The following is a 26,567-nucleotide window of genomic DNA, read 5'->3' as shown; positions in this document are numbered from 1 at the left end:
TTTGGCTGAAGCCACAATACGGTCATTTAATGAATTAAATTTATTCGCTCAGGGTAATAATATCGTACATGACGCTACCACCTGTCAGTTGCAGCGAAATATGGTTATTACCACTTTGTAACAGATTGGATTTTAGGGGAATAGTCGAAAGGTGATAGCGCCCGTTGCGTAATGCACCACGGTACAGCGTCTTGTCGTTGGCGAAATTCAGCGTTTCTACTGTTTTGCCGTTCACTTTCACCATTAGCGAGGGCGCAGTGTTATCACTGCCCATTCCGCTGTTACTGGCCGCGGCGATGGCAATGTTCAGCTTGTAGTCGGGCTTATCCGGAGCCATGGCAAAGCGTATGTCCCAACTGCCCGGTTTGGTCTGGGCGTAATACCAGTCATGATGATAGTCGCTATGGCCAATATCAAACACTAGATCTGCCGGTACGTCGTTCTGCCAGTGATACCCCCTTAGCTCATCACCAAAGCGGAACTCACGCGCCTGACGGTCGGCCTGTCCGATAGCCCATATCACTTTCGGTGCAGGTGGTAACGTGATAGTGCTCAGTGTTTGCTTATCACCTTCAACTTCCACCTGCTTCTGTACCAGTACACCGGGTTGTGTCCCGCTATTGGTATAAATCGCCAGCTGGTAGCGTCCTGGAATTACGTTATTGAGGTGAAAAGCACCGCTGCTGTCGGTAGTTGCTGAGAATAGATAACCGCGCGTCTGCTGATCAAAAGGCTCATCCAATGATGAGGATAGCACTACAGTCACCGGTGTATCACCTCTAACATGACCTGAAACCTTTGTGCGTTTATCGATATAGCGCGAATCATCTACCCATGAGTAAGGCCAGTTGGCGCGCTCACTACGCGACCGCTGAGTCGCGTCGGCAAGCATCTGGGCAGTATTGCCTTGGTTGATATACAGCAACCAGGGTCCATAGAGCTTTTTCCATCCTGGCTGCGCCTGCATATCCGGTGTCCCCATATGTGCGCCGGTCATGTAATTAAGAATAATAGCGTCCTGATGCACCATAAGATCCTGTTTCAGTGCATCGCCGGAGAAGTATTCGTCACTACCGGGGATCAACCACGCGCCAGTATTATGGCCATAGACGCCCCAGAACGCACTGCCGCGCTGGTAACCAGCAAAATCATACTTAGTGTAAATCTCGCCGTTCGGTAGCTGCCAGGTTTCATCCTGCACTTTTGGCATTTTTTCCAGCTGGGCATACAGGTAAGGTTTGCCCTGGCGCTCGCCATTAAAGATATTGTCCATCAACTGTGGATTAAAACGATAGACGCTGCGTAATTCACTGACCGGCACAGTCTGCTGGCTGGTGTTTTCCGCGACGACATAGCTGTAAAAACCACTCACGCCTTTGCGCATAATCAGGTGGTATTCAAGCCTAAGTAAGCTTTTCTTGTCATCAACCCATACGATATGCGCAATGTCCTTATCATTGCGGATTATTTCCAGACGTTCCGGGAGAAAATCTTTCACGCCTTTCGAATAAAAGTCGAGATAGGCACTACGATTTTTACTCGAATCGCGTTGGGCCCCGGAAAGATTGCTTAGCAAATTGAAGCCATTTTTAATAATGGCCACAGCACTTCCGTCATCTTTAAATGTAACTCTAAGCAGTCCATTATCCATAGTTACGTCCATACCCGATACGGTTAACGTCACTGGTGGGTCTATTGTGGCATGGCTATAAGGGGTTATCATTAGTAAGAAAAGAAATCCATAAAGATTTTTCATGTTTCACTCTCACTCTATTTAATGGCAAGTCTGTTATATTCCACACTTTGTAATATTTAACATTTCAAAAAGCAGAGTAATCTCCGGAATAAATTACACTTCACCTTATAAAGGCCCTACCAAATCCTATTCAGGAGATGGTGTAGAATCTAATTAATAATATATTTTGCAACCTTTGCGTGATTGCCAGATTTGATTTTTCTTGGCATTCCCAGAAAGAAACCGATGTCCAAAGTCATAAAATATAAAAAATTATCTAGATTAATAAAACCACGTTTCAATCCTTAAATGCCATCTCCGGTTAGATTTTACAGCTTTAAGGTAATGGTCCCAACTTACTAATAGTGACTTATGTTCAGGTAATGCCTGATGACCTTATTATGCAGTTCCACCGATTTTGAGAATGACAGTGACTTACGTCCCAGCCCTGCCTGCCAGATGTTGCCTCAGATTCAGGTTATGTCGCTCAATGCGCTGAGTGTAGCGTTTGCTAATAACGTGCAGTTTTCCCTTCAGGCGTGATTCATACATCAGCTAGCCATCCGCCATTCATACCACCATATCAAAGGCCGACAGCAGGCTCAGAAGACGCTCCAGAGTGGCCACCATTCGTTCACCTAAGATATGGGCCACGACCGTACTGCGTATCCTGTCATATGTAGTGGTCAAGTAATATTAGCCACTGTTTTACAGTAAGAATGGTATCTGTTCTCTGATTCTTACGGCATTAGCCCCCCGTTGTAATGATGAGGGCTGACGCTATTGTAGTAATTCAGAATATAACCGCCGATTTTTCGCCGGGCCTCATCCTTCCCCGCGTTACCATTCGTCGGCACCCACTCTGTTTTCAGACTACTGAAGAAGCGTTCCATGGGACTGTTATCCTAGCAGTTCCCCCGCCGACTGACGCTTTGCTTTATCCTGTAACGCCAGAGAACTTGCTGATATTTAAGACCTGTAGACTGGCTTCCCTGGTCGCTATGGAACATAACATCACGCGGTTGACCACGCGTTTGCAGGGCACTGCTTATCAGTGCAGTATCGGCATGCGTTGATAGACTCCAGCCGATAACCCTGCAGGCAAAAAGATCCATAATAACCGCCAGATAGCACCAGCGATTTCCCGCCCATATATACGTAATATCTCCACACCATACCTGGTCTGGCTCCGGTACAGCGAACTGACGCTCGAGCAGATTTGGCAGGCAGGTATGCTCCTGACGGGAATTTTTGTACTGATGTTTTCTGGGCTGGCAACTGCTCAGGTTCAGATATTTCATCAGACGCCCCGCGTATTTCGCTGTACCGCCTGCCTCGTGTCAAGTTGATAGTATCGCGTCGTTTTCGCCAGTACCGGTAACTACTGCGATGTATCTCCAGAGCGGAGCAAAGGCTAACAACCGTGTGGCAGTCACTCAGTCTTGCAACTATCGTGAAGCGTTCAATGAGTCTGACATCAAGAGCGCAGTAGCCTTTCTTAATATCGTATTCTGTTCCTCCAGGCGGCGAACCTGCTTTTCCAGCTCGCGGATACGCTACTGCTCTGCAGTAATGGGGGTTGCAAAGGGCGTAATCCCCTGGCGCTCTCGCCTTATCTGGTCAAGCGTGGTAGAGCCGTCATTCATCGCCTCACTGGCTTGTCGATATGAGTAACCCTTGTCAACAATCAGCTGTGCACATTCCAGCCTGAACTCAGGAGTGAAAGTGCGCTTAGTTTTCTTGTTCATAAAGTCACCTGTTTTATGTTTAGGTGAGAATATCACCTTTAATTAGGTGTCCAAATTTACTGTGCCACTACAGAACAGATACAGGGCCGACTACAGATATAGATGATGCCTGCATCGGCCCTGCCAGCAAAAAATACGCCTGATACCAGTTTGTAAAACGTTAGTGAATAGCGCTTTTAGAAAAAATATTGATAACCACTACGTCACAAAGCATCAGGAACATGCCTAGAATCGCCGGCCCATCAATTTTCTGGTCAGAACATATCCAACCAGCCAGACCAATCAATACAATTCCAGCCCCCGTCCAGACTCATAAATAATACTATTCGGTACAGTTTTCATTGGAATAATCAAACTATAAAATGCGATCGCATATTCACCTATCGCTACAAGACTTGGAATCAAACGCGTAAAGCTGCCCGACAGTTTAAGTGCTGTTGTTGCTATAACTTCCATCAAAATTGATATACTCAAAAAAAGTAAAGCATGTGTGTGCATTCAGGTAGCTCTCTCGTCAGTAATTTTGTGTTTTAGACCTAAACTTAACATGTCCACACCGAGAAGAGCGGCGATGTAAATCTTCAGTACCCAGCCAGACATTATAATCTTATTGTTCCTCTGTCTGAACTTGACCAGCCTTTAGTACGAGTTTCACCACTTCGTCATTCTTACCGTTTTCATTAAAGAACTACTGCTGGTCGCACCGGAACTACCCCCTTGAATCAGCCGTTTCGTTTTTCAAAAAGAATTCTAATTCCGGTGAGAAAAAGAATGCCTCCGCTGCTGCGCATTACCCATTTCATGGCTGATACATTTTTTTTAAACCAGTCCGAGAGCAACCCTGAAAACAACGCCACGGGTAATTTAATCAGGAACGTCAGGCATGCGAAGGTAAGGCCAAGCGTCAGCATTTTTATCACAGGATTTATGGTACCCTGCCCAATGAACTGTGGAAGGAATGCCAGATAGAAAATCATGATTTTTGGGTTGCTGATATTTGAAACTGCACCATATGCGAACAGTGATATCCATGAAGAATTTTGCTTCTGACTACTGACAGTATTAATTTTACCGTCAGACTTAAGCAGGTTGTAAGCCAGGTAAAAAAGATATACCGCTCCCGCCAGTTTTATCATCCAGAACAGATATTCTGAGGCCATGATGAGGCTGCCTAAACCAAACGAAACGATTAACGTATGTACGATAAGACCTAAACTCACTCCTGAAGCCGTATACACGCCCGCACCGATGCCCTCAGATATCGATTTAGTCATTATCAGCATCATATCCTGGCCCGGTATGCTGATAACCGCGACTGCGGCTATAATAAAAGGTATCCAGAGTATTTCGTGCATAATGTCTCCTTTTAGATGTTCAACTCTGACAACGATATTTATGGTTTAAGACAGCGCCCGAATAACATCGGACCATATAGACATACATCAGGTTTATCACGATGTGTTATTACCGTATCTGCCCTTTGTACCACAAATAAAATTCATAGGCAGGCATGGGTCGACCATAATAATACCCTTGGATATAAGCAACATGATTTTTAATCAGCCAGTCAACCTGATGCGCAGTCGTCACGCCCTCCGCAATGGTGGTAAGGTTCAGACGCCTGCTGAGATCGACAATGGTGTCCAGCACTGGCGTGTCCGCATCAGCCGACCTCAGACTGTCGATGAATGTTTTGTCAATTTTCAGGTAATCCACCGGCAGACTCTGAAGGACGCTAAGCGAGCAGTAGCCCGTACCAAAATCATCCACCGCCACCTGACAGCCTTTCTGGCGTAACTCATTAAGTTTCGCTGATGCAGTGTCTGTATCCTCAACCAGGCTACGCTCGGTAATTTCCAGCACCAGGCGAAAAGCAGGATCGAGAGATACCCACAGTCTCAGAACGTCAGCAGTAAACGACCGGTCCGTCAGGTGTGGGGCCGCAATATTTACGCCCAGATGGAAGGGGGTTTTCACCTGCCAGGTCCTGACATTCTCTTCAATCAGGCTGAAGAGATGCTGCGTCAGGCTGACAATCAGACCGTCCTCTTCAGCGGCCCGGATAAAAACCACCGGTGAAATACTCCTACCGTCGGGACGCTGCCAGCGCATCAGGGCTTCGGCGCCGGAGCAGGCGCCAGTCTCGGCGTCACAGACTGGCTGGTAGTGCACGCTGAATTCGCCGTCTGACATCGCTTTTCTGATCTCTTCTGCCAGAGACATCTTTCTGGAATTCCAGCGATGCCACATGTACAGCATGGACAGGGTCAGTAATAGGGACAGCGGACAGAGAAAAAGCAGATTACGCAGGATATAATGGCGAAGCGACAGCGCCGGCGTAAGAACCTGAAGCTGCGCCTGACTCACGGCAGAGCGGAACTCAGCTGTGAACACTTTAACACGGGGGGGGATTTTCTCCCGGCCGGAAATGACAGGGCCGCCACTGAACCGGAGCTGCTGAACCGAATGATTCTCATCATACAGGGAATCCATCAGGTCCGCAAAATACCGTGCGTCCACCACGCTGAACGCCGTTGTCCGGTTGCCGGCGCCGTATGCGAAGATAACAGCAGTACTCCCGGGTACGCTGTTGGTCCCCTCCGTTGCAATGACGTTCAGACTGCCTGTGGGGGCGGAAACAGTAACACCGTAAACGTCTTCAGCCTTTTGCTGTCTGGCGCCGGTCAAGGATGAACAGATTAATATACCATCCCGTATAAGCCCGGTACTACGAATGTAGGGCGTCAGGGCTCCGTTCTCCGTCATGTGCTGCAGAACGTCTTCACAAGGCAGAGCGGTAAGCTTGGCGGTTACCTGGCTCACATGGCGGGCAATGGACGTGACGTGGCCGACCTGGCTCATCAGAATGTCCGCCGTCACGGCCGTGTCTTTGTTCATCTGACGCCAGGCCATGCCAGACGACAGCAGTGTAACCAAGGTTGCGGGTACGAGAATTCCGGCGGCCAACGTCCGTTTTCGTAATTTCATTATTCGTCCTGTGGGGCTTTCCATGAATACACTATCACTGTTTAGTGACGTGACAATCATTAATCCCCGAATACTGTTCAAATATCAGGTTGTACCATGTAACCCTACGCCCTTCTTTAAAGTATTTAGGGTTCGGGCCGGCATGTACCGTGCGCACAGGAACAACAAATCGCATACCATCGGCTGACGCCACCTCACCACCACCCCAGATATTCGCCAGGGGAACGCCACTTTGTGCTGCGACCAGAATGGCGTAGGCTTCCCAAATCGTTTCATCCCTGATGTAATTACTGTCTGTCCAGGTCAGACGGTCACGCTTCAATGCCGCGACATCGTTACGTATAAAGGGCTCAGGACCGGTGTTACAGGCTTCTGCCATCAGCATGGCGCAGATGCTAATATTCAGGTCCGAGACACGGGAGCTTTGCTCTGAATAATGGGTAAAGGCTCCGGTGAAATGTGTCCGGGCATCGATTTCCAGTATCAGTTCAGGCAAATCAACGCGTGGCAACATGTCAGCCACCCGCTGCCGCAATGCGATCAGTGATGGTGTTTCTTCAATGGCATCCAGAGGACTCAGGATAAGCTCAGTTTTATCGCTATTCTCCCTAAATCTGACTGCCGGGTTTTCCGGTAGTAGGTCCAGCACATCACGATATGTTGAATCCAGCTCTGTTGCGATGGCCGACAGAATGACTCCTGGTGCTGATGATAATCCCAGAGAGCGACAAATTATTGGACGCAGAGCTTCCTATTCCTTACCTTCGATGAGTCCTGCCCGGGGATCTGCGTAACGCCAGCTGGGATTGACATAAATATGCCGTTTTTTCAGTGTAAGCTGAAGATCCTTAAGTGCAAAAAATGTATAGGCGTGAAAATCAATACTGCCATCTTTTCTTATCACATGTTGCTGCCACGGTTAATTAATTATTTCCCCGTGGTGCATCGCTATCTGTCTTTTTCTTTTTTAAATTAACTTCAATCCAGCAAAGCGCTTCAATTAATGTTTCAGCTGAGGCATTGCCTTCAAAATGTATCCTGAAAAGTAAATCAGGTAAAAAACGCCGTACCGTTTTGAATTTAGCATCAAGCTCATTGAAGTAAACGTTATTAGCTGGTCGAATAAGTGATGTCTCATTATCTACAGCATGTTTCAGTATATTTTCTGGAATGATATTGAAGATATTATCACGAACATCAGTATCAGGTAACTTGTCGTCAAGGATCATTCGACATGCTTTTACCAGTATTTCTGCTGCACGATCCAGATCTTTAAGTATTCGTTGGCGGTTCCGTTTATCTGTCTGAACCGCTTCATTGAACAAATCCCGGAGTAGTACTTCAAGTAATTCAAGTGCATCATCCTGAGCCGTCGCCTCCATACAGCAGGAGAATGCAACAAGCGTAGCCAGTTTTCGTTTTTCTGGTAAGCGCTGAAGGGTTGTTGTTTTAGCCGTTGAGGCATAACGTGCTAGGGCAGTAATACAGATATCCGAAACGGGCGTAATTGCTGGTAATGTCACTCCCAGGTTACGTATTGTCTGAAGGCGGCTTATGGCCTGCACTAGTGATGTGGCATTCACTATAGTGGGCCCAGTACGTAACTGATCGAGTAACAAATAGCGGCTGCCGGCTGGAACCGAAAGAAGCTCCAGAAGCAGTTGAGCCTGAGAGTCATCAATGCAAGTCGCCAGTGAATACCAGAGCCGGTTTTCAAGCCTGCTGCGTAACCTGGCTATATTGCGTTCGAGCAACGAATATCCGGACGACTCGTTCCGGTCCAGTATAAAGAATATAACCAGCGGGTTAGTGAAAACGCCACGCGGGTGTCTGTAAACTCCGTGTAACCATATTTTTTTGTTATATCATCTATGTTTTGTCGGCGCTGCTTTCCTGAATTATATGTATTAAGCGACTTACTACCACTCTCAATATGCATTTGCTCTGCCAGAAAATTAATGACAGCAATCGGAATTATTGTCGTTAAATCGGAGAAGCAACCGGGGCAACGGACCGTACATAATAATATGGCATAGCCTAACCGGTTATGGTCTCCCGTTTTTCTGAAATATTCATCCGACCAAAATTATCAAGATAAAATAGCGAGTCAGTGTTTCCTTTGTCAGTTCGCCATGATAGTTACCGTAACCTGCTTTTTGATCTTCGGAAAGAAAATTAACTGGCATCGTAAACCATCCTTAGTTCATGGGCATATCACGAAATTTTTTGCGACTGATGGATTGCCCAGACGCGTTTGACCTAGCTGATGCTGCATCCGGCCAGCGTGGCTGTGCGCTCAATGGTTAACCCGGACTGCCGGAGGATTATGATACGCTCATGGGTCACGAGATCGGCCTTCCTGCCTGCGTAGTTGCCTGCAACTTTGGCGAGCTGAACCCCCTGTCGCTGTCTTTCCCGCCTTATTTCGTAGTCATCTCGCGCGGTCTTGAGGACAAGTTTCAGCAACAACTCCTGAACAGATTCAAGGACAATGCGGGAGACACCATCATTGCCTGCAACCACTTCTGAAAAATCCACTATGCCCGGAATAGCCAGCCGGGTACCGTTGTCTCTGATGGAAGCAATCAGTTTTTCAGCTTCAGGAAGAGGGAGAGGACTGATACGGTCAATTTTTTCGACTATCACCACATCACCTGGCTGAAGGTCGGCGATCATGCGGAGAAGCCCAGGTCTGTCAGCTCTGGCACCCGATGCTTTTTCCCGATAAATACCCGCGATATAAAAACCACTGGCAATGGCCGTTTTTTCGATGCCAGCCTAGCGTGTCAGATCCTGTTCTGATGTACTGACTCTCTCATAGATGCGAGCAATTTTCATTTATGGTAGCCAAAGTGAATATATTCCGATGAGTTCTTATTCAAAACCTATGGTTATACCAGTATTTGAATGGCTTGAAAGCCAGGTTTCTTGAAGGGTAGTGCCAGCTTTCTTCAATCGGGCAACAACATGCTCCGGTGAAAACAGGCTCGACGGCAGATAGATGCCATTGGCAGGTTTCCTACCGACAGCGCCGGTCAGCGTTTCGCTGACGAAATAATGGCGCAACGTCCCCGGTGCCGGGCGTGCCCTCAGCCTCCGGTGAGGCTGAGGGCCAGTGTATCAGGCGCCATATCGCCTTTATCTTGCAGCCAGTTACGTCGGTCTTCCGAACGCTTCTTGGCAAGGAGCATATCCATCATGGCGTTGGTCTGCTGTTCGTCTTCGTCGCTGATGGTCAGCTGAACCAGACGGCGGCATTTGGCTCCAGCGTCGTTTCACGCAGCTGCATCGGACTCATCTCGCCCTGCCTTTAAAAGTGCTGTAGAGTAGGTTTTAATCACGCTCGTAGTTTCAGGATCTCGCTTTTGGCTTCCAGTAAATAGCGGGCATGTTGCTCGCTGTTAGTCCGTAGCCACTTATAGAGACTGTGTGCTGAAACGCCCGGCCGCTCAGAAACTTCAGTGACAAATTAACCGCGTTCCGTTATCTGACGGTTAAATTCAGGTGTAAATCGTGGTGTGCCCATATGCTCCTCCTATACTCAAACTATAGGACAGGATCGCCTACTGTAGTGGGGTCAGCCTATTGATGGTAAGATATGCCGACCACTACCATACTGAGAATGAATTGCACAATTAAATATCAGGGCAATAATCAGCGATGCTCCTCGCGTATATTTTTGTTCCTATACATAGCACTATCAGCTTCCCTGAGCCCATGATCAAGGCCTGTCAGCAACGAAGAGACACCATGGCTTACCTCGATTGACAACTTATTGCCATTGACAGTAAAAGATGAATTATTAACTTCAAAAGCTGCTCGGGCGGCAATATTTTTGGCATTTTCATAATCATATGAAAAAATGATAATACAGAATTCATCCCCCCCCAGACGGATAACGTAATCTTCAATCCGGACTGATCTTCTTAGCGTACCGGATACATGAATCAGAGCAAGATCACCAGCATGATGGCCGTATGTATCATTAATTTGCTTAAACTTATTACAGTCAAATATAGCGATATGACAGACTGATATCTCGGCTTCACTAAGTAGATCAAGAACATTGCGATTAAAACTACCAGTCAGTTGATCTGTCAGCGCTGCACGCTCTGTTTTATACAGCTTTTTTATGTAAAGAACATAAACAATAGAAATCATGAAGAATATTAGTATGAATGAATCTAATAATAAAGGATTCATCAAAAACGCGCCAAGATAGCTTTCGGAAACGCGAAATGTATAACGATAAGAGTAGCGAATATCAGACGTAATATCATCTGTATTACAACTGCCTTTTATACAGATTTCGGAACCATCGTAGTTATCATGAATTGAATAATCGTAATTATTATTAGGGATATTTTTAGCAAAGTTAGATATAAACTCAGAGGCATCGCGATCGTAAAAAAGGACACCTGCGACCTGATTGTTTGTGAAATCATAGATAAAACTGAGGAGACTATAGGTTTTCTTTCCGGTGACAGGATCAAGGTAAATCTGGGTGGATGTCAATCCCTTATCCACAACGGACTTAGCAAGTTTCCTTTCAATATAAAGGGGGAGTTTATTGATTAGAATAGATTTAAAAGACGGATAGAGTTCAGTCTCCTTTTTAAAGTCATAAGCCCGATTGAAACCGATTAACTGCTTGGTGTCAGTCGAAATAACGTAACGCTTCCCCAGACTATGGTAACCATCTGTTTTTTTGTGTATTTTATAGATTTTATTTGTTGCCATTTTTAGCAAGACAGTATTAGATTCATTCATGTCAGATTTCATATTTAGCAGGTTAGTGTAAGCAGAAGAAATAGCTTCAGCGATGTTTTCATTATCAAAGAAAAAATCTTCGGTATTAAGAAAAAATTCATCTGTGATCTTATCCATATTTTGCCTAACCTGAAAGTAAGCGAAGGACGCACAAAGTGAAACCATCAAAAAGAACGAAATAACTGGCACCAGAAACGACGAGCGAACCAGTTTAGTTATTATTTTAATGTAAACAGACGTCCTCAATTTTTTCTACCTTTAACAAAAGTGATTCTGATATACAAACTATACAGAAAAAGCTTTAAATTATACCAAAAATTTGCGCGAGAGCATGTCAACCACTACGGTCCGATATAGGTAGCCTTTGTAAAGTTATGTCTGTTACTCAAGGTTTATCCAGTGTTTCCGGGTTGAACTGACGCAGGAGTTCGTTGGGTGCCACGATACTGGCGTCAGCTTTATGCGCTCGTTTGCTTCGAGATCCGATCTGAGCCTTTATCCCGGAACGCATCACCAGCTGCCAGACCCGTTTTATCCCACATTGTTACCCGCAATCTTTCTGGTCGAGATGGATCTTGCGATAGCTTGAACGCAACCGGAATCCAGTCAGAACTGTTTGATTTGTCCAGCCAGTCTGAGATTCGCCTGATATCGTAGTGAATGCGGCTGCTGAAGACAGGCGTAAAACCCACTCGAATGAACTTTCAGCACCCGACAGAGCAGACGAACAGGCCAACAACAGAAGTTGTCACGGACAAAGCGTACTTCAGTCTGGCAGACTTGCAAAATACACCGCGTTTTTTTAATATGTCCCGTCCGTTAGTAACCGCTCTAGCTCTTTCTGGAGACGGCGGATCTCAGCCTGAGCATCTGACTGTACTTTGTTGACGGAAGAGACCGCTCCGTACTTCTTTATCCAGACATAAAGACTGTGGATAGTGATATCGAGACGTGTTGCAACACTGGAAACAGAGTGCCGACGATCAATAACCTGTTTAACAGCTTTAATTTTCAACTATTCAGGATAACTAGTATTGTTTATATGCGCTTCTGTTTAAGCCATCTTTAACGACTACGAGGCATCTGTTTAAAACGTGGTGATTCATTCAGGCTAACTTTGCATCGCTTATTCCGTTAAGAAACGTAATCGTTATAGGTAGTAAAAATTCTCATTTGAGAATAAGCATAAAATGTATTACCTCCTGCGCCAGAAATAATACCAACGGAAAATTAGATAATAAAGTTTCATATTCACATTTAATTAATAACTCAGGCGCAACCTAAACATAACACCAAAAAACGCAAAAAAATTCCAAAATTTATTTTTCATTGTTGACCTTCCATTTAAAACCATCTACTAAACTTTGCAAAAATTTCCTTTTGTGCATTGAAGATTAACGGGTATGAATTGGTGTTTGCTATGCAAAAGATTTATTCCGGAGATAAAGTCTGAGGAGGGGAGTTTCTATTCCTTGTGAAAAAATATTCAAAAATCACGTCATCATACCTTGTTACCGGTGTTATTGAGATTGTCTACAACCTGCATTAGCGCGGCACTGTTCACTTTGGGTGCAGCTGACCGTTAAAATAAGGCGCGGTTTTCCCGCTAACCTGGTGTTTGCTGCTGCTCAATGTATTCACGGATAATCGAAATCGGCGCACTTCCGCAGCTACTTGCAAAATAGCTTGGCGTCCACAGAACGTTTTTGTAGTAATAGCGTTGGGCGATTTCAGGACGATCACGACAAAGAAGCATGCTGGATAAGTCCTTGAGACTGTTGACCAGATTCGATACTGCAAGCTTTGGCGAGTAATTGATCAGCAAATGCACATGGTCGCATTGGCCGTCCAGTTCAACCAGTTCAACCAGTTCAACCAGTTCAACCAGTTCAACCAGTTCAACCAGTTCAACCAGTTCAACCAGTTCAACACCGAAATCAGCACATACGCTGCTAAAGTAGCTGCGTAGCTTTTCGATGGCATCAAGATCGAATATATTTCGTCGATACTTGGCAACGAATACCAAGTGAACCTGCATCAGGAAAACACAGTGTCTTCCGCGCCGTATATCTGTTTCTTGTGTCATAGACCAAAATATAATGATAGTCGTAAACGACTTCAAGTCTTCTAATTCCAGTTAAAACCAAATGGTCAGAAGGCGCGTGATATGCGGTGCTTCGAAGGGGCTTGTCGCTTCGTTTTCAATCGTGCGTTAGCGCTTCAGGGTGAGAATTATGAGGCTGAAAATAAGTATATTCCATACACACAAATGGCTTCATGTCTTATTAAGTGGAAATCACACCCTGAAACCCAATGGCTAAAAGACGCGCCATCACAGCCGTTGTAGCAGTCACTGAAAGATCTGGAGCGCGGCTACAAAAATTTCTTCCAGAAGCGTACAACATTTCCTCGTTTCAAGAAACGCGCCCAAAACGATGCATTCGGTTACCCAACCCACAAGGCGTGAAGCTCGATCAGGCCAACAATCGTATACCGCTCCCAAAGTTGGGGTGGCATGCTAACGCAATAGGCGTGAAGTCATCGGCGAAGTGAAAAACGTCACGGTCAGCCATTCATGCGGCAAATGGTACGTCAGTATCCAGACGGAATACGAAGTGGCTGATCCGGTTCATATGCTGAGTCGATAGTTGGTCTGGATGCCGTAGTCACAAAATTAGCAACGCTTTCTAATGGCACGATATACCGTCCAGTCAAAAGCTTTAAAGCAAACTAGCGCAAGCTGGCAATACTTCAACACCAGTTAAGCCGCAAAGTTAAATTCAGTGCCAAATGGCAGAAACAGAATGGTAAAATCAAACGTCATCACTCGCACATTGCCAATATCCGGCGGGACTACCTTCACAAAGTCACCAGTGAAATCAGCAAAAACCTCGCGATGATCATCATTGAAGACTTGAAGGTTGGTAACATGTCGAAATCGGCAAAAGATACGTCAGAGCTAAATAAGGTATGAACCGCTCGATACTGGATCAGGGCTGGTACGAAATGCGTCATCAGCTTGAGTACAAGCAGTTCTGGCGCGTTGGTCAGGTCTTGCTGTACCTCCGGCATATAACAGCAACCGGTGCGCCTGCTGCGGTAATACGGCGAAAGAAAACCGTCAAACGCAAAGTAAATTCGTGTGTCAGGTATGCGGTTACACCGAGAACGCCGATATCAACGGCGCAAGTAACATATTAGCTGCAGAACATGCCGTGCCTGCCTGTGGAAGGAGAGTGCAGTCTGACCGGGAACCCACCGACGAAAGTCAGGCTTTGGCCTGAACGCTGTAGAAATTCGCGTACTTTGGTGCAGGCAGGATGTCAAAACAAGGGATGCTGGAAAAATTTTGAGAGTTAGCATCTTTCTATCAAATCCCTTAACGTGAGTTTTCGTTTCATTGAGCGCCAGACCCTGATACCAACCGATAACCTGCAGGAGCCATCAGCAGTGGACCTTTAGGCTCTGGTATTGAGGGAGGATTTTTAACTTCAAATGTATCACGTACGTGCTATTATAAAACTATTAACTAAGTAGCATTAAAAATAATAAAACAACCCGACTATTCTTTATACTTAAGCGGGAAGTTACATCTTAAAGAAACAGAGTTAATAAACTCAAAAAGGTCATTAGAGCTTTTGAGATTAAAGTTTTTCTTAACTCTATGAATCTGAGTAGCTACTGTCCCGATACTAATTTTGAGAGCACCAGATATTTCAGTTATCTCGTAACCTTCTCTAAGGGCATACAGAATCAGCAACTGTGAAGGAGTAAGGTATTTAAAACAACATTTCTCGCAATTCACCACCATATCTAAACAGTCACTACAATCATTATTCTTAAGTTTATAAAAAATATTACTTAACTCTAACTTAACATTTTTTGTTGAAACGAAGTAAGCGTCCCTAATGCATAAGTGCAACTCATTTTCATCACGAGAAAAATTATCGGAAAGTATAATCAAAACGCTACCAATCTTTCTGTGGCGTAATTGTTCGTGACAAATGAAAATTGAGTTAGCGTTCATTTGCATTATAATAACATCAGCATACTTGATATTATCAACATTATTATCTAGAAAACTAACCTTTTTATCGAAAAAGTCATTTAAAAAAAACAGCTCGAGACCGGAGCGCAAATAGTTATTTGCAGTTTGAATGTAAATGTTCATGCTCAACCTTAATTATTTAAGATAGCCACCACGAAGCTGAATTATCCCGAGTTTTGTTAGCTCGGAAATAACTCTACTAATTGTCCTTTTGGAATAAAAGGATGAATGCTCAACTAAATAAAGAACTGTATATTTAGACCTAACAGATAGAGGTAATAGTTTTATGTTATTAACTATATTTTGAATATCTTGAAATGTATCTCCTTTCATTAACGTGGCGTTTTTTATCATGTCACAATAACTATCAGACATTATGCTTGTTATTTCTTTGTGAAGAAAATACTCATTGATTTTTCTCCAAAAAAAAACAGAGGACATATAGTGTATGACTCCATAATCAATTCTCTCAAGATAAGTTAATTGATCATGGTTGTTAAGCGTTCCATGCACAGAAGGGTAAGTAACATAGCCAAGAATTCTTTCTTTATAATAAGATTTAAGGAAAAAATCACCTTCATAAACCAAATATATTACTTTTTCCTTGCCTCTTATAAATTCATATTTTCTTTTAGCGTTCGTAACCGCTGAAGGAACTGCAGGAATAGCATGTTTATGCATAGCATCAATTATCACCTTATGATTTTTTTCTGTTATTTTAGGCATGAGAAGACCAATAGTATTTAAACCGTAAATAGAAGTTAAATAATTTCTGATAAAGACAGATGTGATTATATTGTCAATTTACCTTAAATCAACAATCTATAAAAACGATCCAAAGCAGTGCATTCATCTACAATTTCAGCATTTGCACTTGATTTATGACTGCCTTTTATTTTTATTTCGATACAATCTCGAAAAACGAGCAATAAATAAACAGCGGTAGCACAAATAAAACCTGCGCCATTTGGCATGGCAAGATAAGGAGTTGAAAAAACTATGTTATTGAAATGTTTCATATCAATATACCTGTAAAAAGCCTATAAAACACAAGGATTCGTTTGGACCACAAACAGTATGGCTGAAAAAAAACACCACCAGAACTATTAACTTAATTAACACATTATTTGTGATATTAATCTACAATATATAACATTTACGTGATTTAATGTTGTATATTTGTTTGATAATGGCGTTTCATGAAATTTACAAATATAGTTTTACTGCAAAAAAAAACCTGCATTCATGGATAATAAAAATGAAATTTATTCTTAACTCTACTGTGCTGTTTGTGCATGGAGAGATGAACTATCTTCAAGTAATAGGTGACGTTAGAAACTTAGTGCAATTATCGAGCACCTCAGCTGATTTACTTAAACTTCTTCTTTTAGCTAAAGGGAGAGAAGTAAGCCTCAATTGGATTATATATTTTTTATGGATATCTAAAGGCAAGAGTGGCTCTTACAATAACGTCACACTTAGCGTTTTTAATCTCAGAAAAGCATTTGATAATGTTGGGTTAAATCGTGATTTAATAATAAACACACAGGGTAAAGGATATTCTTTAAAAATTCACTTTCAAATCGAAAATGAAAATGCGACGACAATTAAAAATGATGGCGGAAGGAAAAGAAAACCCAGAATAAAGATTGTATACACTTTAATCTGTGTGTCAGTCATTGTTGCAATATATACCTTATTTGAGAATGCATATAATAAAAATCGATTTGATTTTGCATATCAGTCAGGTACTGTGGGTAAATGCGCTGTATATACTTTTGATCAACTTTCATCAACCCAAGTGGAAACGATCATGAAATTAATTAAAAATGAAGCCGTAAACATAGATGATTGTAAGGAAGAGGAAAAAATTTTTGTATTCGTCCCTGGAGCATTCGACCTGGAAAGGCCAGAATTATTTTATATTGGCCGATGTATAACCAATAATGACAAGATTATTGCTTGCAAAAACTACGTAAGGATGACAGATGAATAGAAATATACTAATTCCAATCCTCTTATTACCATTGCATGGTCACGGAAAGGATATGTCAGGATATAGCTGTGTAAGCTTACTTGAGATAGAGAATCAGCGTACAAAATACTATATATCATTAAACTTTGAAAGTAATAAGAATGGCAGCATAAATATCAAAGAGATATTTCAGAAAGGTAGTCAAAACTCAACGCTCACCTTTACATATGAAATGTTTAGTGGGAATGGGGTCATTAAAATTGAAAAACAAGAAGTTACTGATTGCAAAAGTTACAGTAATTATCCCATGGCCGCATTCAATAATTGTCGAAAAGGGAAGGAGAGTTATAAGTTAGGATTTCAGAAGATTGCAAATTCTCTACGATTAACATCTGAATATGGTACGTTTGCTATATGCCCACCTCTCCCTTGACTATATATAGGTTTTAATCACCCCAAATTTGAGAACTCTCTATTTAAGGAGAGTTTTTAATTGATGAAATTATTACAAAATTTCCGCCTTGTAAATTATCAATAAAATCATTGTTGTTTATTAAAAATAATTAAGATGGATTCAATATCGAAAAAGCCAATCCACATTTTCACTGAAATTATTAGTTACAGCTCAGTATTGCAACTCTCTCACATAATCGCGGCTTTCATATTAGATATATTGGCTACGAATTTTGCCAATATACAAGGTAGATATACATAAAGTCAGGGAAGAACATCATGTGAATAAATTCATTTAGAGCTAAGTGATCTGTTAATGGGCCGATATCGCTGAGGCTACCTACTGTAACTGGAAGTACAGATACGGCGGCAAGGAAGTTTCTAACATTAAAAAGATCAAGGATTTTGAGGACGACAATCGATGCCTTAAACAGATGTTTACCGACCCGAGCCTGTAGAACCGGGCGCTGAAAGATATTATCTAAAAAGCTATAAAACAGCCTTTAAGTGTGAGCAAATCACTAATCTGATAACAACATTCGGACTCAGTACCCCCAGGATGTCGAAGTTTGTATCTGGGCAGTAAAGTTTACCATTCATGGCCAGGTACCTCGCGGAATGAACCCTGCAGGTAGTGGCTGAGCATTACTCATCACCTAGCAGAGATGAGTGAATCGTAGGCGAGGCCATCAACTGATGACTGGTCGCACTTCTGTCGGGCCAAAAACTAGGCACCGCGCATGAACTGACAAGGCAACTGTTGTCATAAAGTGGTGAACGAACCATTCTTAAGTTCGTTGAAGAAAGAATTCATCAGCAAGATGAATATGCACAACCCGAGATCCAGCGGGATGTACATCTTGGAATACATTGAAGTGTTCTACAACCGAGCCTGTGATGCCACACACATCTCGTTGGCGTCAGGCCAGAGGCCTTAGAACAGGCCTCATTGTGAGAAAAGAAATGTATACAGAGAAGGAGGAGTACATGCTCCATGAAGTGAAACACTCACAGATAAACTTTACACTTCAAAAAAATCAACTTTTCCTCCAGTAAGCATGTACATGCTTCCAACAATCTTGATTTTCTTCTGGTCTTCAAGCTCTTTTAGCACCGGGCTATTTCTACGTATATTTTCGATAGTTAGCTCAACATTCTTTCGGGCTACAGCATCAACAAATTCATAATTGCTCCCTTTGCGTTCTCCACTGTACTCTGTTCTTTCAATCGCTGGTTTAATTTCATCCAGCATAGCAGTAAGGTTACCTAATTCAGCATTATCTATAGCACCACGCACAGCACCGCAACGGGTATGTCCCATGACTAGCACCACTTTAGCACCTGCAATTGCGCATGCAAACTCCATGCTACCAAGCATATCACGATTGCTTATATTCCCCGCAACTCGTGAATTAAACGTTTCCCCTATGCCCGCATCCAGTACAATTTCTGCTGGCGCGCGTGAGTCAATGCAACTAAGGATCACCGCAGCAGGATACTGACCAGCAATGCTGCTTCGCTTCTGTGCAAGATAATCATGTTTAGCAGGCCTATTTTCCCGAAAGCGTAAATTACCATTTTTAAAATGTTCAATCACAGCATCTGGCGTCATTGCATCACGTTCCTCTTTTCTTAGTGATGCCGCAAAAGATATTGAGGGCATTGATAAGGCCGCTATGCCTGTGAAAGAAATAGCTGAAACAGCAAGTGTTTGTTTCAGAATTTTTCGGCGTGACGGTTGCGTCGGTTGATTATTTTTCAAAAGGTTCTCCAATCAATATTTGTAAGGCCACATGAAATTTATCCAAAACACTAGGGAGTTCATAAGTCACCTCTTAATAGGTGAACAATAAAAATAGCACTGACAATTTTTATTGTTGATCACTCATAAGTAAGTAAGACAGAGGCTGATGCATTGGCAATGCCTGCGCTAACCTTCGCTCCAGTCTGATAGTAACGAGCAGTGAAGGGAATGTTATAAGCGCCAACTGTAGACGTCCCGACACTTAAATCTGTTTCGAATGGCACAGGATTATTATTAAATAATATTTGCAATCCAACCCCTTCGGCTACTGTACTATCACTCACTGTATCTAGATTAAGAATTCCTTTTGCACTATCGAAACCACCAGAGGCACCTGCAGATAATTTAACAGTAACTTTCTGGCTGGCTTCACATTGCAATGGGATGTTAAAACTAACTTCAGGAGTTGTACTTCCTAAGCCATTAAAATCAGTGTCCATAACATCATTCATCGTAACATTAATAACATTATTATCAACTTTACACGATTGTGAAACTATTGTTCCACCACCAATATACAATCTTGACATAGTATATTGAGTGGAGGCACTTATTGCAGAGACCGTTCTTAGTAACCATCCCGATGTTAGCTCCCCCCCTGTAATAGGACCGGTTTTCACTAACTCAACATTGTAAGAGGCCAAACCGGTTTTTCTATCGGAATTTATATTTGCCCTCGATTGATTATAAGTTGTGTCATTAACGTATTTTATATACGGACCTGTTGGAGTTGAAGGGGTAGGAACCGTATTTTTAGGAACTTCAATGCGAATTCCTACGCCGGGTAAGTTAGTTTGCATGGTATTGTCGACAGTTGTAGATGCTTCAGTGAACATCACCAACATTGAATAAAGATCAATATAAGGAGCACCACAGGTTAGATATGAATTGTGAGTAGCAGGAACAGTAGCTGTAGCTAGGACAGAACCAATAGCTGCGTCATTATCCGCTATAATTGTGCCAAAATTTAGGGTGGTTTCATTAATCGGATTAGTTAGATAACGGGTACATGTTGCGTGAGCATAATGTGTAAAACATGATAAGAACATCAAAATCAGAGATACTGAAATTTTCTTGTTATAAAAAACCATATATTATCCTTAATCATATAGGACGATTGAGTTTACATTAGAAAAATTAATTTTAAACGATACGGACATATAGATAATACACATATGTATTTTTGATGAAAAAAATAACACATCTAGTATTAAAAAACCATCACGTAATTTAAAATAAGAAATACATGACGTTAATATATATGGCTTTAGAATTACTTACAAATGACTATCTTAAGATTGACCTTGTAATAAAAACTCCAAGAAATATGATTTTCGTTACTACTCCCTTGTTGACACTCTAGGTCCATATGTTATTTAAATGAAGTCAATGCCAACTCATTAATAATATTTAATAGTCTGCTTAGTGTACTGCAGTTTTAGAAAAAACATTGATCACAACAACACCTAAACAAATCATGCACATACCAATAATTGATGCAAAATCAAGGCGTTGACCATTTACAATCCACGCAATAATGCTTATAAGAACGATACCGACACCCGACCATATTGCATAAGCTATTCCTGTTGGAATAGATTCAAGAGTCTGTGACAACGAGTAAAATGCGGCACAGTAAAAAAAAGCAGTGGCTAAAGATGGCCAGAGTTTCGTAAAACCCTCTGAGCTTTTCATTAAGGTTGTGCCAATTACTTCAGCAATAATAGCAATTGCCAAAAAAACATATGTTTTCATTTCAACACTCATAAATTTTGATATTATAAATCACATATCAATTGTATGTGATGGTAAACGTTGCTGACGCTTTAACAATTCCAGGTGATACGAACTCTGATAATTTGTATAGTCTAGCGTTTAAAGGGATCTCAACTCTTCCAGATTCATCAGACTTTCCTGCAGACATTTCTTGACCAAAAATCAACGGATTTGAATCCTTAAGAATTTGAACGCCATAGCCTTTCGATGTCGAGCTTTCATCCTGATTAAGTACACCATTTTCATTATCAAAACCACCTGCAGCACCAGGGGTTATTTTAAATTGAATATTTGTACCCTGATTACAGTTCAAAACAATATTGAATTTATTACTTTCAGAGTAAGATCCCACTTTATCAAAATCTAATTTGTTTTTACTACCTAAATCAACTTGGATAGTCTTAGTATCTAAATTACATGAAGGATATATAATCGAAGTATTAACTAAATTTACTTCACCGATGTTAGCCTTGTAGATCGCATTAGAGAATGTTAACTCCAGTAAGTTTACTGAAGATAAAGTTCCACTAGTTATATCATCTGATATTTTAACAAGTTCGGCTACCAGCGGCATATTAAGCTGAGCTTTTGCTGACCGTTGTGCAGAAGAGTAAGGCATGGCTCCAATCTGTGTATTCGATATTCTAATCCCTAGCCCAGGAATGGATGTATTATAAACACCGCCTCCATATTGAGACTCATCAATGTTATTATAGCCAAGATTTAGACTGAAACCATCTCCTTTGTTATAGTAACTATTATCACAACCGTATATTAAATTGAATGTACCAATATTTACACGTGAAAGGACAGTCCCAACAGAAGCATTTTGTGGTACAGTTATAGTACCGAAATCTAGATCTAACTTCTGTAGCGAGTTATCACTTGATAAGTTGCCGCAAGTTATAACTTTAGTACCAGATTTAAAGCTGAACGTTGTGCTTGAAAAGCTATTGAATGATAAAATAAGAAATAACGAACAAAGAAATTTATTATATTTTTTTATCATGAGATACTCTTTCTATGCTTTATTATCTACATCCTATAAACAATATCTTATTAGAAGGAAGATGCGAATGTACAATAAACATATCGAATCGCTTAATTCTTTTTAGATATTAATCTAAATCACTGGGCATTTCAATCATAACCTTAAAAAATAGGATTTTCTTTATTTTTATATGGTGTGTTTTTTTATCAAAATTGAAGAGAAGTGGCACTACTATAAAACTTTATAAAAAATCAATGTTAAACTAAATACCTTTATGGACTGTCATCACGACATTAGAAAAATGCTGTCCTCACGACGAGGCCAAGTTGTAGAACACTTAAATGTAATCGAAGATATCCGCCTGGGCCAGATTCCGGGTTTCATGGGAAAGGGCGTGGGGCTGATTTGCTGCATGATGCCGTATTACGGTGTTACAGAGTAGCCGATAATATTGGGGGTCGTGCCATTATGGTCATGCACTGACTGTTGAAGCTAAACGCTTTTATGTCCACCAGAGCTTCACTGCATCGAAAACCAAGGAGCGGACACTTTCCCTTAAGCTTCCATAACATAATGCGGGAAGAAGAGGGTAGAAAGGGAATTTTTAATCCATTGATATTATGGTCTTTTTTATTGTCGTTTAACATAATCTTTGTTATGCGAAGTGATCATGTAGGGTGTAGGGACTCAATGATAATGTCTATTTGGGGGCTGCGGATGTTTTCCTGGACTGTTATGTTGTGATCCCAAGATGCTGTCGGTACTTCACCGGACTCATTGCACCTAATGATAGCTTGATACGCTTCTCATTGTACCAGCGTATGTATCTGTCCAGTAAGTAGATAAATTTTTCCAGCGTTATACCCGCCCAGTTTCTGCCATAGAACATTTCATTTTTGACCCGCCCGAAGAAGCCTTCACACGCCGCATTATCCGACGAACATCCTTTGCGCGACATGGACCTTTTAAGTCCGGATGTGTTGATACGATCAAGCCAGCCCGGCCATCGGTAATGGCCGCCCCGGTCGCTGTGTATCACTGGTTTGTCATTTGTGCTGAGTGTGCTGAGCGCATCATCGAGCATGGTATTCACCAGCGTAGCGTCCGGGCGTGTTCCTATCGACCAGCTCACGACCTGGCCATCAAAGCAGTCGATAATCGGCGACAGATAGACTTTTCCAGCCGGAAGCAGAAACTCAGTAATATCGGTCAGCCATTTTTCATTTGGCCTGCAGGAACTAAAATCACGGGCGAGCAGATTTTCCGGTGCCGGGCCGATTTCACCACAGTAAGAGCTGTATCGTCGTCTGGTGCGCTTAACAAAGAGCTGTTCTTCTGCCATCAGTTTGCGGACGACCTTCTCAGAAATAATCCTGTTGTTACCGCGAAGCATCGCGTGAAGACGCCGGTAGCCGTAACAACGGTAATTCTCCTCAAAGATATCAGACATGATCACGCGTATTTCCGCATACTTGTCACACCGACGCAGGCTCGCTTTGTGGTAAAAATAACAGCTGCGGGCAAGTTGCAGCACGCTAAGCAACTCTGCAACGGGATACTTTTTCTTAAGGGCATCAACTATCTGGGTTTTCTCCCTGTTCTTCAGGGTCAGAAGGTTGATGCCCATGTCTTTTTTTATCAGTTCATTCGCTTTTGTCAGTATGTCTCGTTCGAGCTGCAGCTGATGAACCTGCTGCCTGAGACGCTGGATTTCACCGAGCAACACATCCTGATTATTTCCCAGTGAAGCCGTATTACGTTTACGCATGGATTGATAAGCCTCGTCACTGATAAGGTCTTTCTTCCATTTGTACAGGACCGGAACGCTGACGCCTATGCTTTGTGCAACTTTACGCGCGGTTCCATGTCGGCTACAGAGCTCACGGACGGCCTGAGCTCTCTCTTCCTGGCTAAAGCATTTGTTTGGGCCTGAGCGAATGACCAGGGGGCGCGCGTTTGGGTAAAACTCCTGAATCCAAGATTTAAGAACCTCGTTGCTGGGATAACCAATGGCGCGACGTGTGAACGACAGGCATCCACCGTGCGTGAGATAATGCTCAACAGCAGCTATTTTCTGCGCACGTGAATAACGTTCTCTTGGCTTTAAATCTCTGGGTAAGTCGCCGGTATCTTCATAGATCCGCACCCAACGGCCCAGCTGTTTTGTGGACGGATACCCGAGCTCTCTAACAACCACAGAGGCTTTTTTACCGTACCGGTAATAGAGTTCAACGACCCGGATACGCTCCTCATATGAATGCATAAATTAACTCCTGAAGGTCCAGGAATTCGTCCGCACCCCATTTAACCCATTTAGTGATGTCACTTTTTCTGGCATAAAGGATCCAATCCTCAGGCCATGGAGACATCAGGATGCTTGTGACCATGTCAGATAAAGAACTCAGCCGGATCAATGTCATTCAGTCAGTTATTGAAAAACGCATGTGCCGTCGTGATGCAGCTCATCAGCTTGCTCTGACCGAACGTCAGACACAGCGTTTAATGAACCGCTTTCGCGAGTCTGGCACTGCAGGACTGGTAAACCTTCGGCGTGGACGCCCCGGTAATCACAGGCTTCCTGAGTCACTGAAGCTGCGTGTTCTTTCGTTACTTCACGATCATTACAGCGACTTTGGACCTACCCTGGCCGCAGAAAAATTACGCGAACGTCATAACATTACAGTATCTGTTGAAACGCTCAGAAAATGGATGACAGCTGATGGGCTCTGGGTTCCTTATTCGCGTCGCAGGCCCCGCGTTCATCAATCCAAGTAGCTAAATTAAGATGTCCGTCTCTGACCAAATGACATGTCCGCGCTACAGTCTCACCACAGCGATAATTGCTTTCAAAGGATAAGACTCATGACGGCATACGGAACGGAGTTTTTCTCAATGAACGATGTAAACCGACTCAGGATCCTTTAGGACGTTATCGACCGCCGTCTTACCACACGTCTTGCAGCAACCCGGCTTGAGATATCTGACAGACACTGCCGACGGTTGCTGGAGCGCTATCGTGAACATGGGCCGCTTTCACTTGTTAACCGTCGTCGTGGCCAGCCCGGCAACCGGCAACTCATGCCGGGCCTCGCTGAACGAGCACTGCGTATTATCCGCGAACGTTACGGTGATTTTGGCCCGACTTTAGCCTGTGAGAAGCTTGCCGAGGTTCATGGGTTGTATCTGGCCAAAGAGACGGTACGCAAGCTGATGACTCAGGCTGGTTTATGGATCCCTCGCAAGTTACGGCCGCCGTGTGTACATCAGCCACGACCGCGTCGGGCCTGCACCGGAGAACTCATCCAGATTGATGGCTGTGTGAGCATCGCTGGTTCGAGGATCGTGGTCCGGCCTGCACTGATGATGCGACGAGCCGGCTGATGCAGCTTCTGTTCGTCAGTTCTGAGTCCACTTTCACCTATTTTGAAGCCACCCAGCGCTATCTGGAGCGTTACGGTAAGCCTCTGGCGTTCTACAGTGACAAGGCCAGTGTCTTCAGGATCAACAACAAGCAGGCCACCGGCGGAGATGGCCAGACTCAGTTAGGTCGTGCCATGAACGAGCTGAACATCACCGGCATCTGCGCCAACACCAGTTCAGCCAAAGGCCGTGTAGAACGGGCTCACCTCATGTTACAGGACCGCCTGGTCAAGGAGCTGCGGCTCCGTGGTATCAGTACACCAGAGGCCGCAAACGCCTTTGCCGAAGAGTTCATGGCTGACTACAACCGCCGGTTTGCAAAGTCACCTCGTCACGATTTCGACGTTCACCGTCCGCTTGAGAATAATGAAAACCTGTAGGCAACATTCACCTGGCGTGAACTACGTAAGGTCTCAAAAAACCTGACATTACAGTACGATAAGAAGCTATATCTGCTTGAAGATAATGAAGAAAACCGGCGTTTTCAGGGGAAATACATTGATGTCTGGCAGTATCCGGACGGCACTATTGAGCTCCGGGCTAACGGTACTTCCCTGCCCTTCATCACGTACGACCGGCTGGGAGAACTGGACCAGGGAGCTATCGTCGATAACAAGCGCCTGGGACGAGCTCTGGAGATGATAAAGCTGATTCAGGACAAACGGGACAACACCCGCTCGCAGGCCCTGCCATCACTTGACGGCCAGACCTCACGTAGAAAGAAGCAACCCGGCAAGAAATCACAACGAAGTCTGAATCAGAACGACTTGCTGGAAGCCCTTCAGCAACTCCAGTCAAGGAGCCAGGAAATCTTCGGCAAAAGCTGAAACTTAACACACACGCGGACAGTTTAATTTAG

Annotated in this window: 19 protein-coding genes and 11 pseudogenes; 7 read left to right on the top strand and 23 right to left on the bottom strand. The window is 43.3% G+C overall.

Annotated features, from left to right (window positions below):
* Nucleotides 1-40: 40 nt before the first annotated feature.
* The 15 genes and pseudogenes from D5067_RS23915 to tnpA all read right to left on the bottom strand — a co-directional run bounded on the left by D5067_RS23915 (nucleotide 41) and on the right by tnpA (nucleotide 13,327).
* Entirely contained in the window at nucleotides 41-1,756 is a 1,716-nt protein-coding gene (locus D5067_RS23915; protein ID WP_374208618.1) for a polysaccharide lyase family protein, read from the bottom strand.
* A 338-nt stretch (nucleotides 1,757-2,094) separates the two neighbouring features.
* A pseudogene (locus D5067_RS23910) lies at nucleotides 2,095-2,428 on the bottom strand (IS1 family transposase); the annotation flags it as partial.
* A gap of 47 nt (nucleotides 2,429-2,475) precedes the next feature.
* Nucleotides 2,476-3,519, bottom strand: a pseudogene (locus D5067_RS23905) (IS3 family transposase).
* A 124-nt stretch (nucleotides 3,520-3,643) separates the two neighbouring features.
* Nucleotides 3,644-3,981, bottom strand: a pseudogene (locus D5067_RS23900) (SMR family transporter).
* A gap of 224 nt (nucleotides 3,982-4,205) precedes the next feature.
* Nucleotides 4,206-4,838 carry a LysE family translocator gene (locus D5067_RS23895; protein WP_119937981.1) on the bottom strand — a complete coding sequence of 211 codons (633 nt, stop codon included), beginning with the start codon at nucleotides 4,836-4,838 and terminating at the stop codon, nucleotides 4,206-4,208.
* 109 nt (nucleotides 4,839-4,947) lie between these two features.
* The gene (locus D5067_RS23890) at nucleotides 4,948-6,471 is read right to left on the bottom strand and encodes an EAL domain-containing protein (protein ID WP_119937980.1); all 1,524 of its coding nucleotides are present in this window, start codon (nucleotides 6,469-6,471) and stop codon (nucleotides 4,948-4,950) included.
* A gap of 34 nt (nucleotides 6,472-6,505) precedes the next feature.
* Nucleotides 6,506-7,120 carry a Tn3 family transposase gene (locus D5067_RS23885; protein WP_119937979.1) on the bottom strand — a complete coding sequence of 205 codons (615 nt, stop codon included), beginning with the start codon at nucleotides 7,118-7,120 and terminating at the stop codon, nucleotides 6,506-6,508.
* Between the two features lie 274 nt (nucleotides 7,121-7,394).
* Nucleotides 7,395-8,225: a hypothetical protein gene (locus D5067_RS23880; RefSeq protein WP_133302835.1), complete on the bottom strand. Its 831-nt coding sequence runs from the start codon at nucleotides 8,223-8,225 to the stop codon at nucleotides 7,395-7,397.
* The gene (locus D5067_RS23875) at nucleotides 8,207-8,500 is read right to left on the bottom strand and encodes a DUF4158 domain-containing protein (RefSeq protein ID WP_119937977.1); all 294 of its coding nucleotides are present in this window, start codon (nucleotides 8,498-8,500) and stop codon (nucleotides 8,207-8,209) included. Before D5067_RS23875 ends, D5067_RS23880 begins: the two co-directional genes overlap by 19 nt.
* 230 nt (nucleotides 8,501-8,730) lie before the next feature.
* Nucleotides 8,731-9,309, bottom strand: a pseudogene (locus D5067_RS23870) (recombinase family protein).
* A gap of 251 nt (nucleotides 9,310-9,560) precedes the next feature.
* Nucleotides 9,561-9,775: pseudogene (locus tag D5067_RS23865) on the bottom strand (hypothetical protein); the annotation flags it as partial.
* A gap of 36 nt (nucleotides 9,776-9,811) precedes the next feature.
* Nucleotides 9,812-9,997, bottom strand: a pseudogene (locus D5067_RS23860) (transposase); the annotation flags it as partial.
* Between the two features lie 128 nt (nucleotides 9,998-10,125).
* The gene (locus tag D5067_RS23855) at nucleotides 10,126-11,358 is read right to left on the bottom strand and encodes a GGDEF domain-containing protein (RefSeq protein ID WP_160117943.1); all 1,233 of its coding nucleotides are present in this window, start codon (nucleotides 11,356-11,358) and stop codon (nucleotides 10,126-10,128) included.
* 195 nt (nucleotides 11,359-11,553) lie between these two features.
* Nucleotides 11,554-12,256, bottom strand: a pseudogene (locus D5067_RS23850) (transposase); the annotation flags it as partial.
* A 591-nt stretch (nucleotides 12,257-12,847) separates the two neighbouring features.
* The gene (gene tnpA, locus D5067_RS23845) at nucleotides 12,848-13,327 is read right to left on the bottom strand and encodes an IS200/IS605 family transposase (RefSeq protein ID WP_162844795.1); all 480 of its coding nucleotides are present in this window, start codon (nucleotides 13,325-13,327) and stop codon (nucleotides 12,848-12,850) included.
* Between the two features lie 81 nt (nucleotides 13,328-13,408).
* On the opposite strand from tnpA, the pseudogene D5067_RS23840 reads away from it, so the two are divergent.
* Nucleotides 13,409-14,525, top strand: a pseudogene (locus tag D5067_RS23840) (RNA-guided endonuclease InsQ/TnpB family protein).
* Between the two features lie 278 nt (nucleotides 14,526-14,803).
* Here D5067_RS23840 and D5067_RS23835 read toward each other — a convergent pair.
* The 3 genes from D5067_RS23835 to D5067_RS23825 all read right to left on the bottom strand — a co-directional run bounded on the left by D5067_RS23835 (nucleotide 14,804) and on the right by D5067_RS23825 (nucleotide 16,308).
* A complete protein-coding gene (locus tag D5067_RS23835) occupies nucleotides 14,804-15,412 on the bottom strand; it encodes a helix-turn-helix transcriptional regulator (RefSeq protein ID WP_119937973.1) in 609 nt (202 codons plus the stop codon).
* 12 nt (nucleotides 15,413-15,424) lie between these two features.
* Nucleotides 15,425-16,015 carry a hypothetical protein gene (locus tag D5067_RS23830; RefSeq protein WP_133302832.1) on the bottom strand — a complete coding sequence of 197 codons (591 nt, stop codon included), beginning with the start codon at nucleotides 16,013-16,015 and terminating at the stop codon, nucleotides 15,425-15,427.
* An 83-nt stretch (nucleotides 16,016-16,098) separates the two neighbouring features.
* A complete protein-coding gene (locus D5067_RS23825) occupies nucleotides 16,099-16,308 on the bottom strand; it encodes a hypothetical protein (protein WP_133302831.1) in 210 nt (69 codons plus the stop codon).
* Nucleotides 16,309-16,547: 239 nt separating this feature from the next.
* Between D5067_RS23825 and D5067_RS23820 the strand changes: the two genes are divergently transcribed.
* The 3 genes from D5067_RS23820 (at nucleotide 16,548) to D5067_RS24195 (ending at nucleotide 18,175) form a co-directional block, all read left to right on the top strand.
* The gene (locus D5067_RS23820) at nucleotides 16,548-17,285 is read left to right on the top strand and encodes a winged helix-turn-helix domain-containing protein (protein WP_160117942.1); all 738 of its coding nucleotides are present in this window, start codon (nucleotides 16,548-16,550) and stop codon (nucleotides 17,283-17,285) included.
* A complete protein-coding gene (locus D5067_RS23815) occupies nucleotides 17,278-17,697 on the top strand; it encodes a hypothetical protein (protein WP_133302830.1) in 420 nt (139 codons plus the stop codon). The genes D5067_RS23820 and D5067_RS23815 overlap by 8 nt, the downstream gene beginning before the upstream one ends.
* Nucleotides 17,698-18,043: 346 nt before the next feature.
* Complete coding sequence (locus D5067_RS24195) at nucleotides 18,044-18,175, top strand: transposase (RefSeq protein WP_374208622.1); 132 nt, start codon at nucleotides 18,044-18,046, stop codon at nucleotides 18,173-18,175.
* 563 nt (nucleotides 18,176-18,738) lie between these two features.
* Here D5067_RS24195 and D5067_RS23805 read toward each other — a convergent pair.
* The 4 genes from D5067_RS23805 to D5067_RS23790 all read right to left on the bottom strand — a co-directional run bounded on the left by D5067_RS23805 (nucleotide 18,739) and on the right by D5067_RS23790 (nucleotide 22,306).
* Nucleotides 18,739-19,479 carry a carbonic anhydrase gene (locus D5067_RS23805; RefSeq protein WP_119937971.1) on the bottom strand — a complete coding sequence of 247 codons (741 nt, stop codon included), beginning with the start codon at nucleotides 19,477-19,479 and terminating at the stop codon, nucleotides 18,739-18,741.
* Between the two features lie 119 nt (nucleotides 19,480-19,598).
* A complete protein-coding gene (locus D5067_RS23800) occupies nucleotides 19,599-20,612 on the bottom strand; it encodes a fimbrial protein (RefSeq protein WP_119937970.1) in 1,014 nt (337 codons plus the stop codon).
* 331 nt (nucleotides 20,613-20,943) lie between these two features.
* Nucleotides 20,944-21,276 (bottom strand): EmrE family multidrug efflux SMR transporter, encoded by a 333-nt coding sequence (locus D5067_RS23795; RefSeq protein ID WP_119937969.1) that lies wholly within the window; start codon nucleotides 21,274-21,276, stop codon nucleotides 20,944-20,946.
* A 37-nt stretch (nucleotides 21,277-21,313) separates the two neighbouring features.
* Nucleotides 21,314-22,306, bottom strand: a complete 993-nt coding sequence (locus tag D5067_RS23790) for a fimbrial protein (protein ID WP_119937968.1) — start codon at nucleotides 22,304-22,306, stop codon at nucleotides 21,314-21,316.
* 351 nt (nucleotides 22,307-22,657) lie between these two features.
* Here D5067_RS23790 and D5067_RS23785 point away from each other — a divergent pair.
* Nucleotides 22,658-22,857: pseudogene (locus tag D5067_RS23785) on the top strand (GNAT family N-acetyltransferase); the annotation flags it as partial.
* Between the two features lie 164 nt (nucleotides 22,858-23,021).
* On the opposite strand, the gene D5067_RS23780 reads toward D5067_RS23785, so the two are convergent.
* The gene (locus D5067_RS23780; protein ID WP_119937967.1) at nucleotides 23,022-24,551 is read right to left on the bottom strand and encodes an IS3 family transposase; all 1,530 of its coding nucleotides are present in this window, start codon (nucleotides 24,549-24,551) and stop codon (nucleotides 23,022-23,024) included.
* A gap of 122 nt (nucleotides 24,552-24,673) precedes the next feature.
* On the opposite strand from D5067_RS23780, the pseudogene D5067_RS23775 reads away from it, so the two are divergent.
* Nucleotides 24,674-25,060 (top strand): annotated as a pseudogene (locus D5067_RS23775) (helix-turn-helix domain-containing protein); the annotation flags it as partial.
* Nucleotides 25,061-25,219: 159 nt separating this feature from the next.
* Nucleotides 25,220-26,535: pseudogene (locus D5067_RS23770) on the top strand (ISNCY family transposase).
* The last annotated feature ends 32 nt before the right edge of the window (nucleotides 26,536-26,567 follow it).

It is taken from the genome of Enterobacter huaxiensis, assembly GCF_003594935.2.
Lineage (GTDB): Bacteria > Pseudomonadota > Gammaproteobacteria > Enterobacterales > Enterobacteriaceae > Enterobacter > Enterobacter huaxiensis.
Note: the sequence above shows the minus strand (reverse complement) of the source record. Positions and strands in the feature narration are given on the sequence as shown.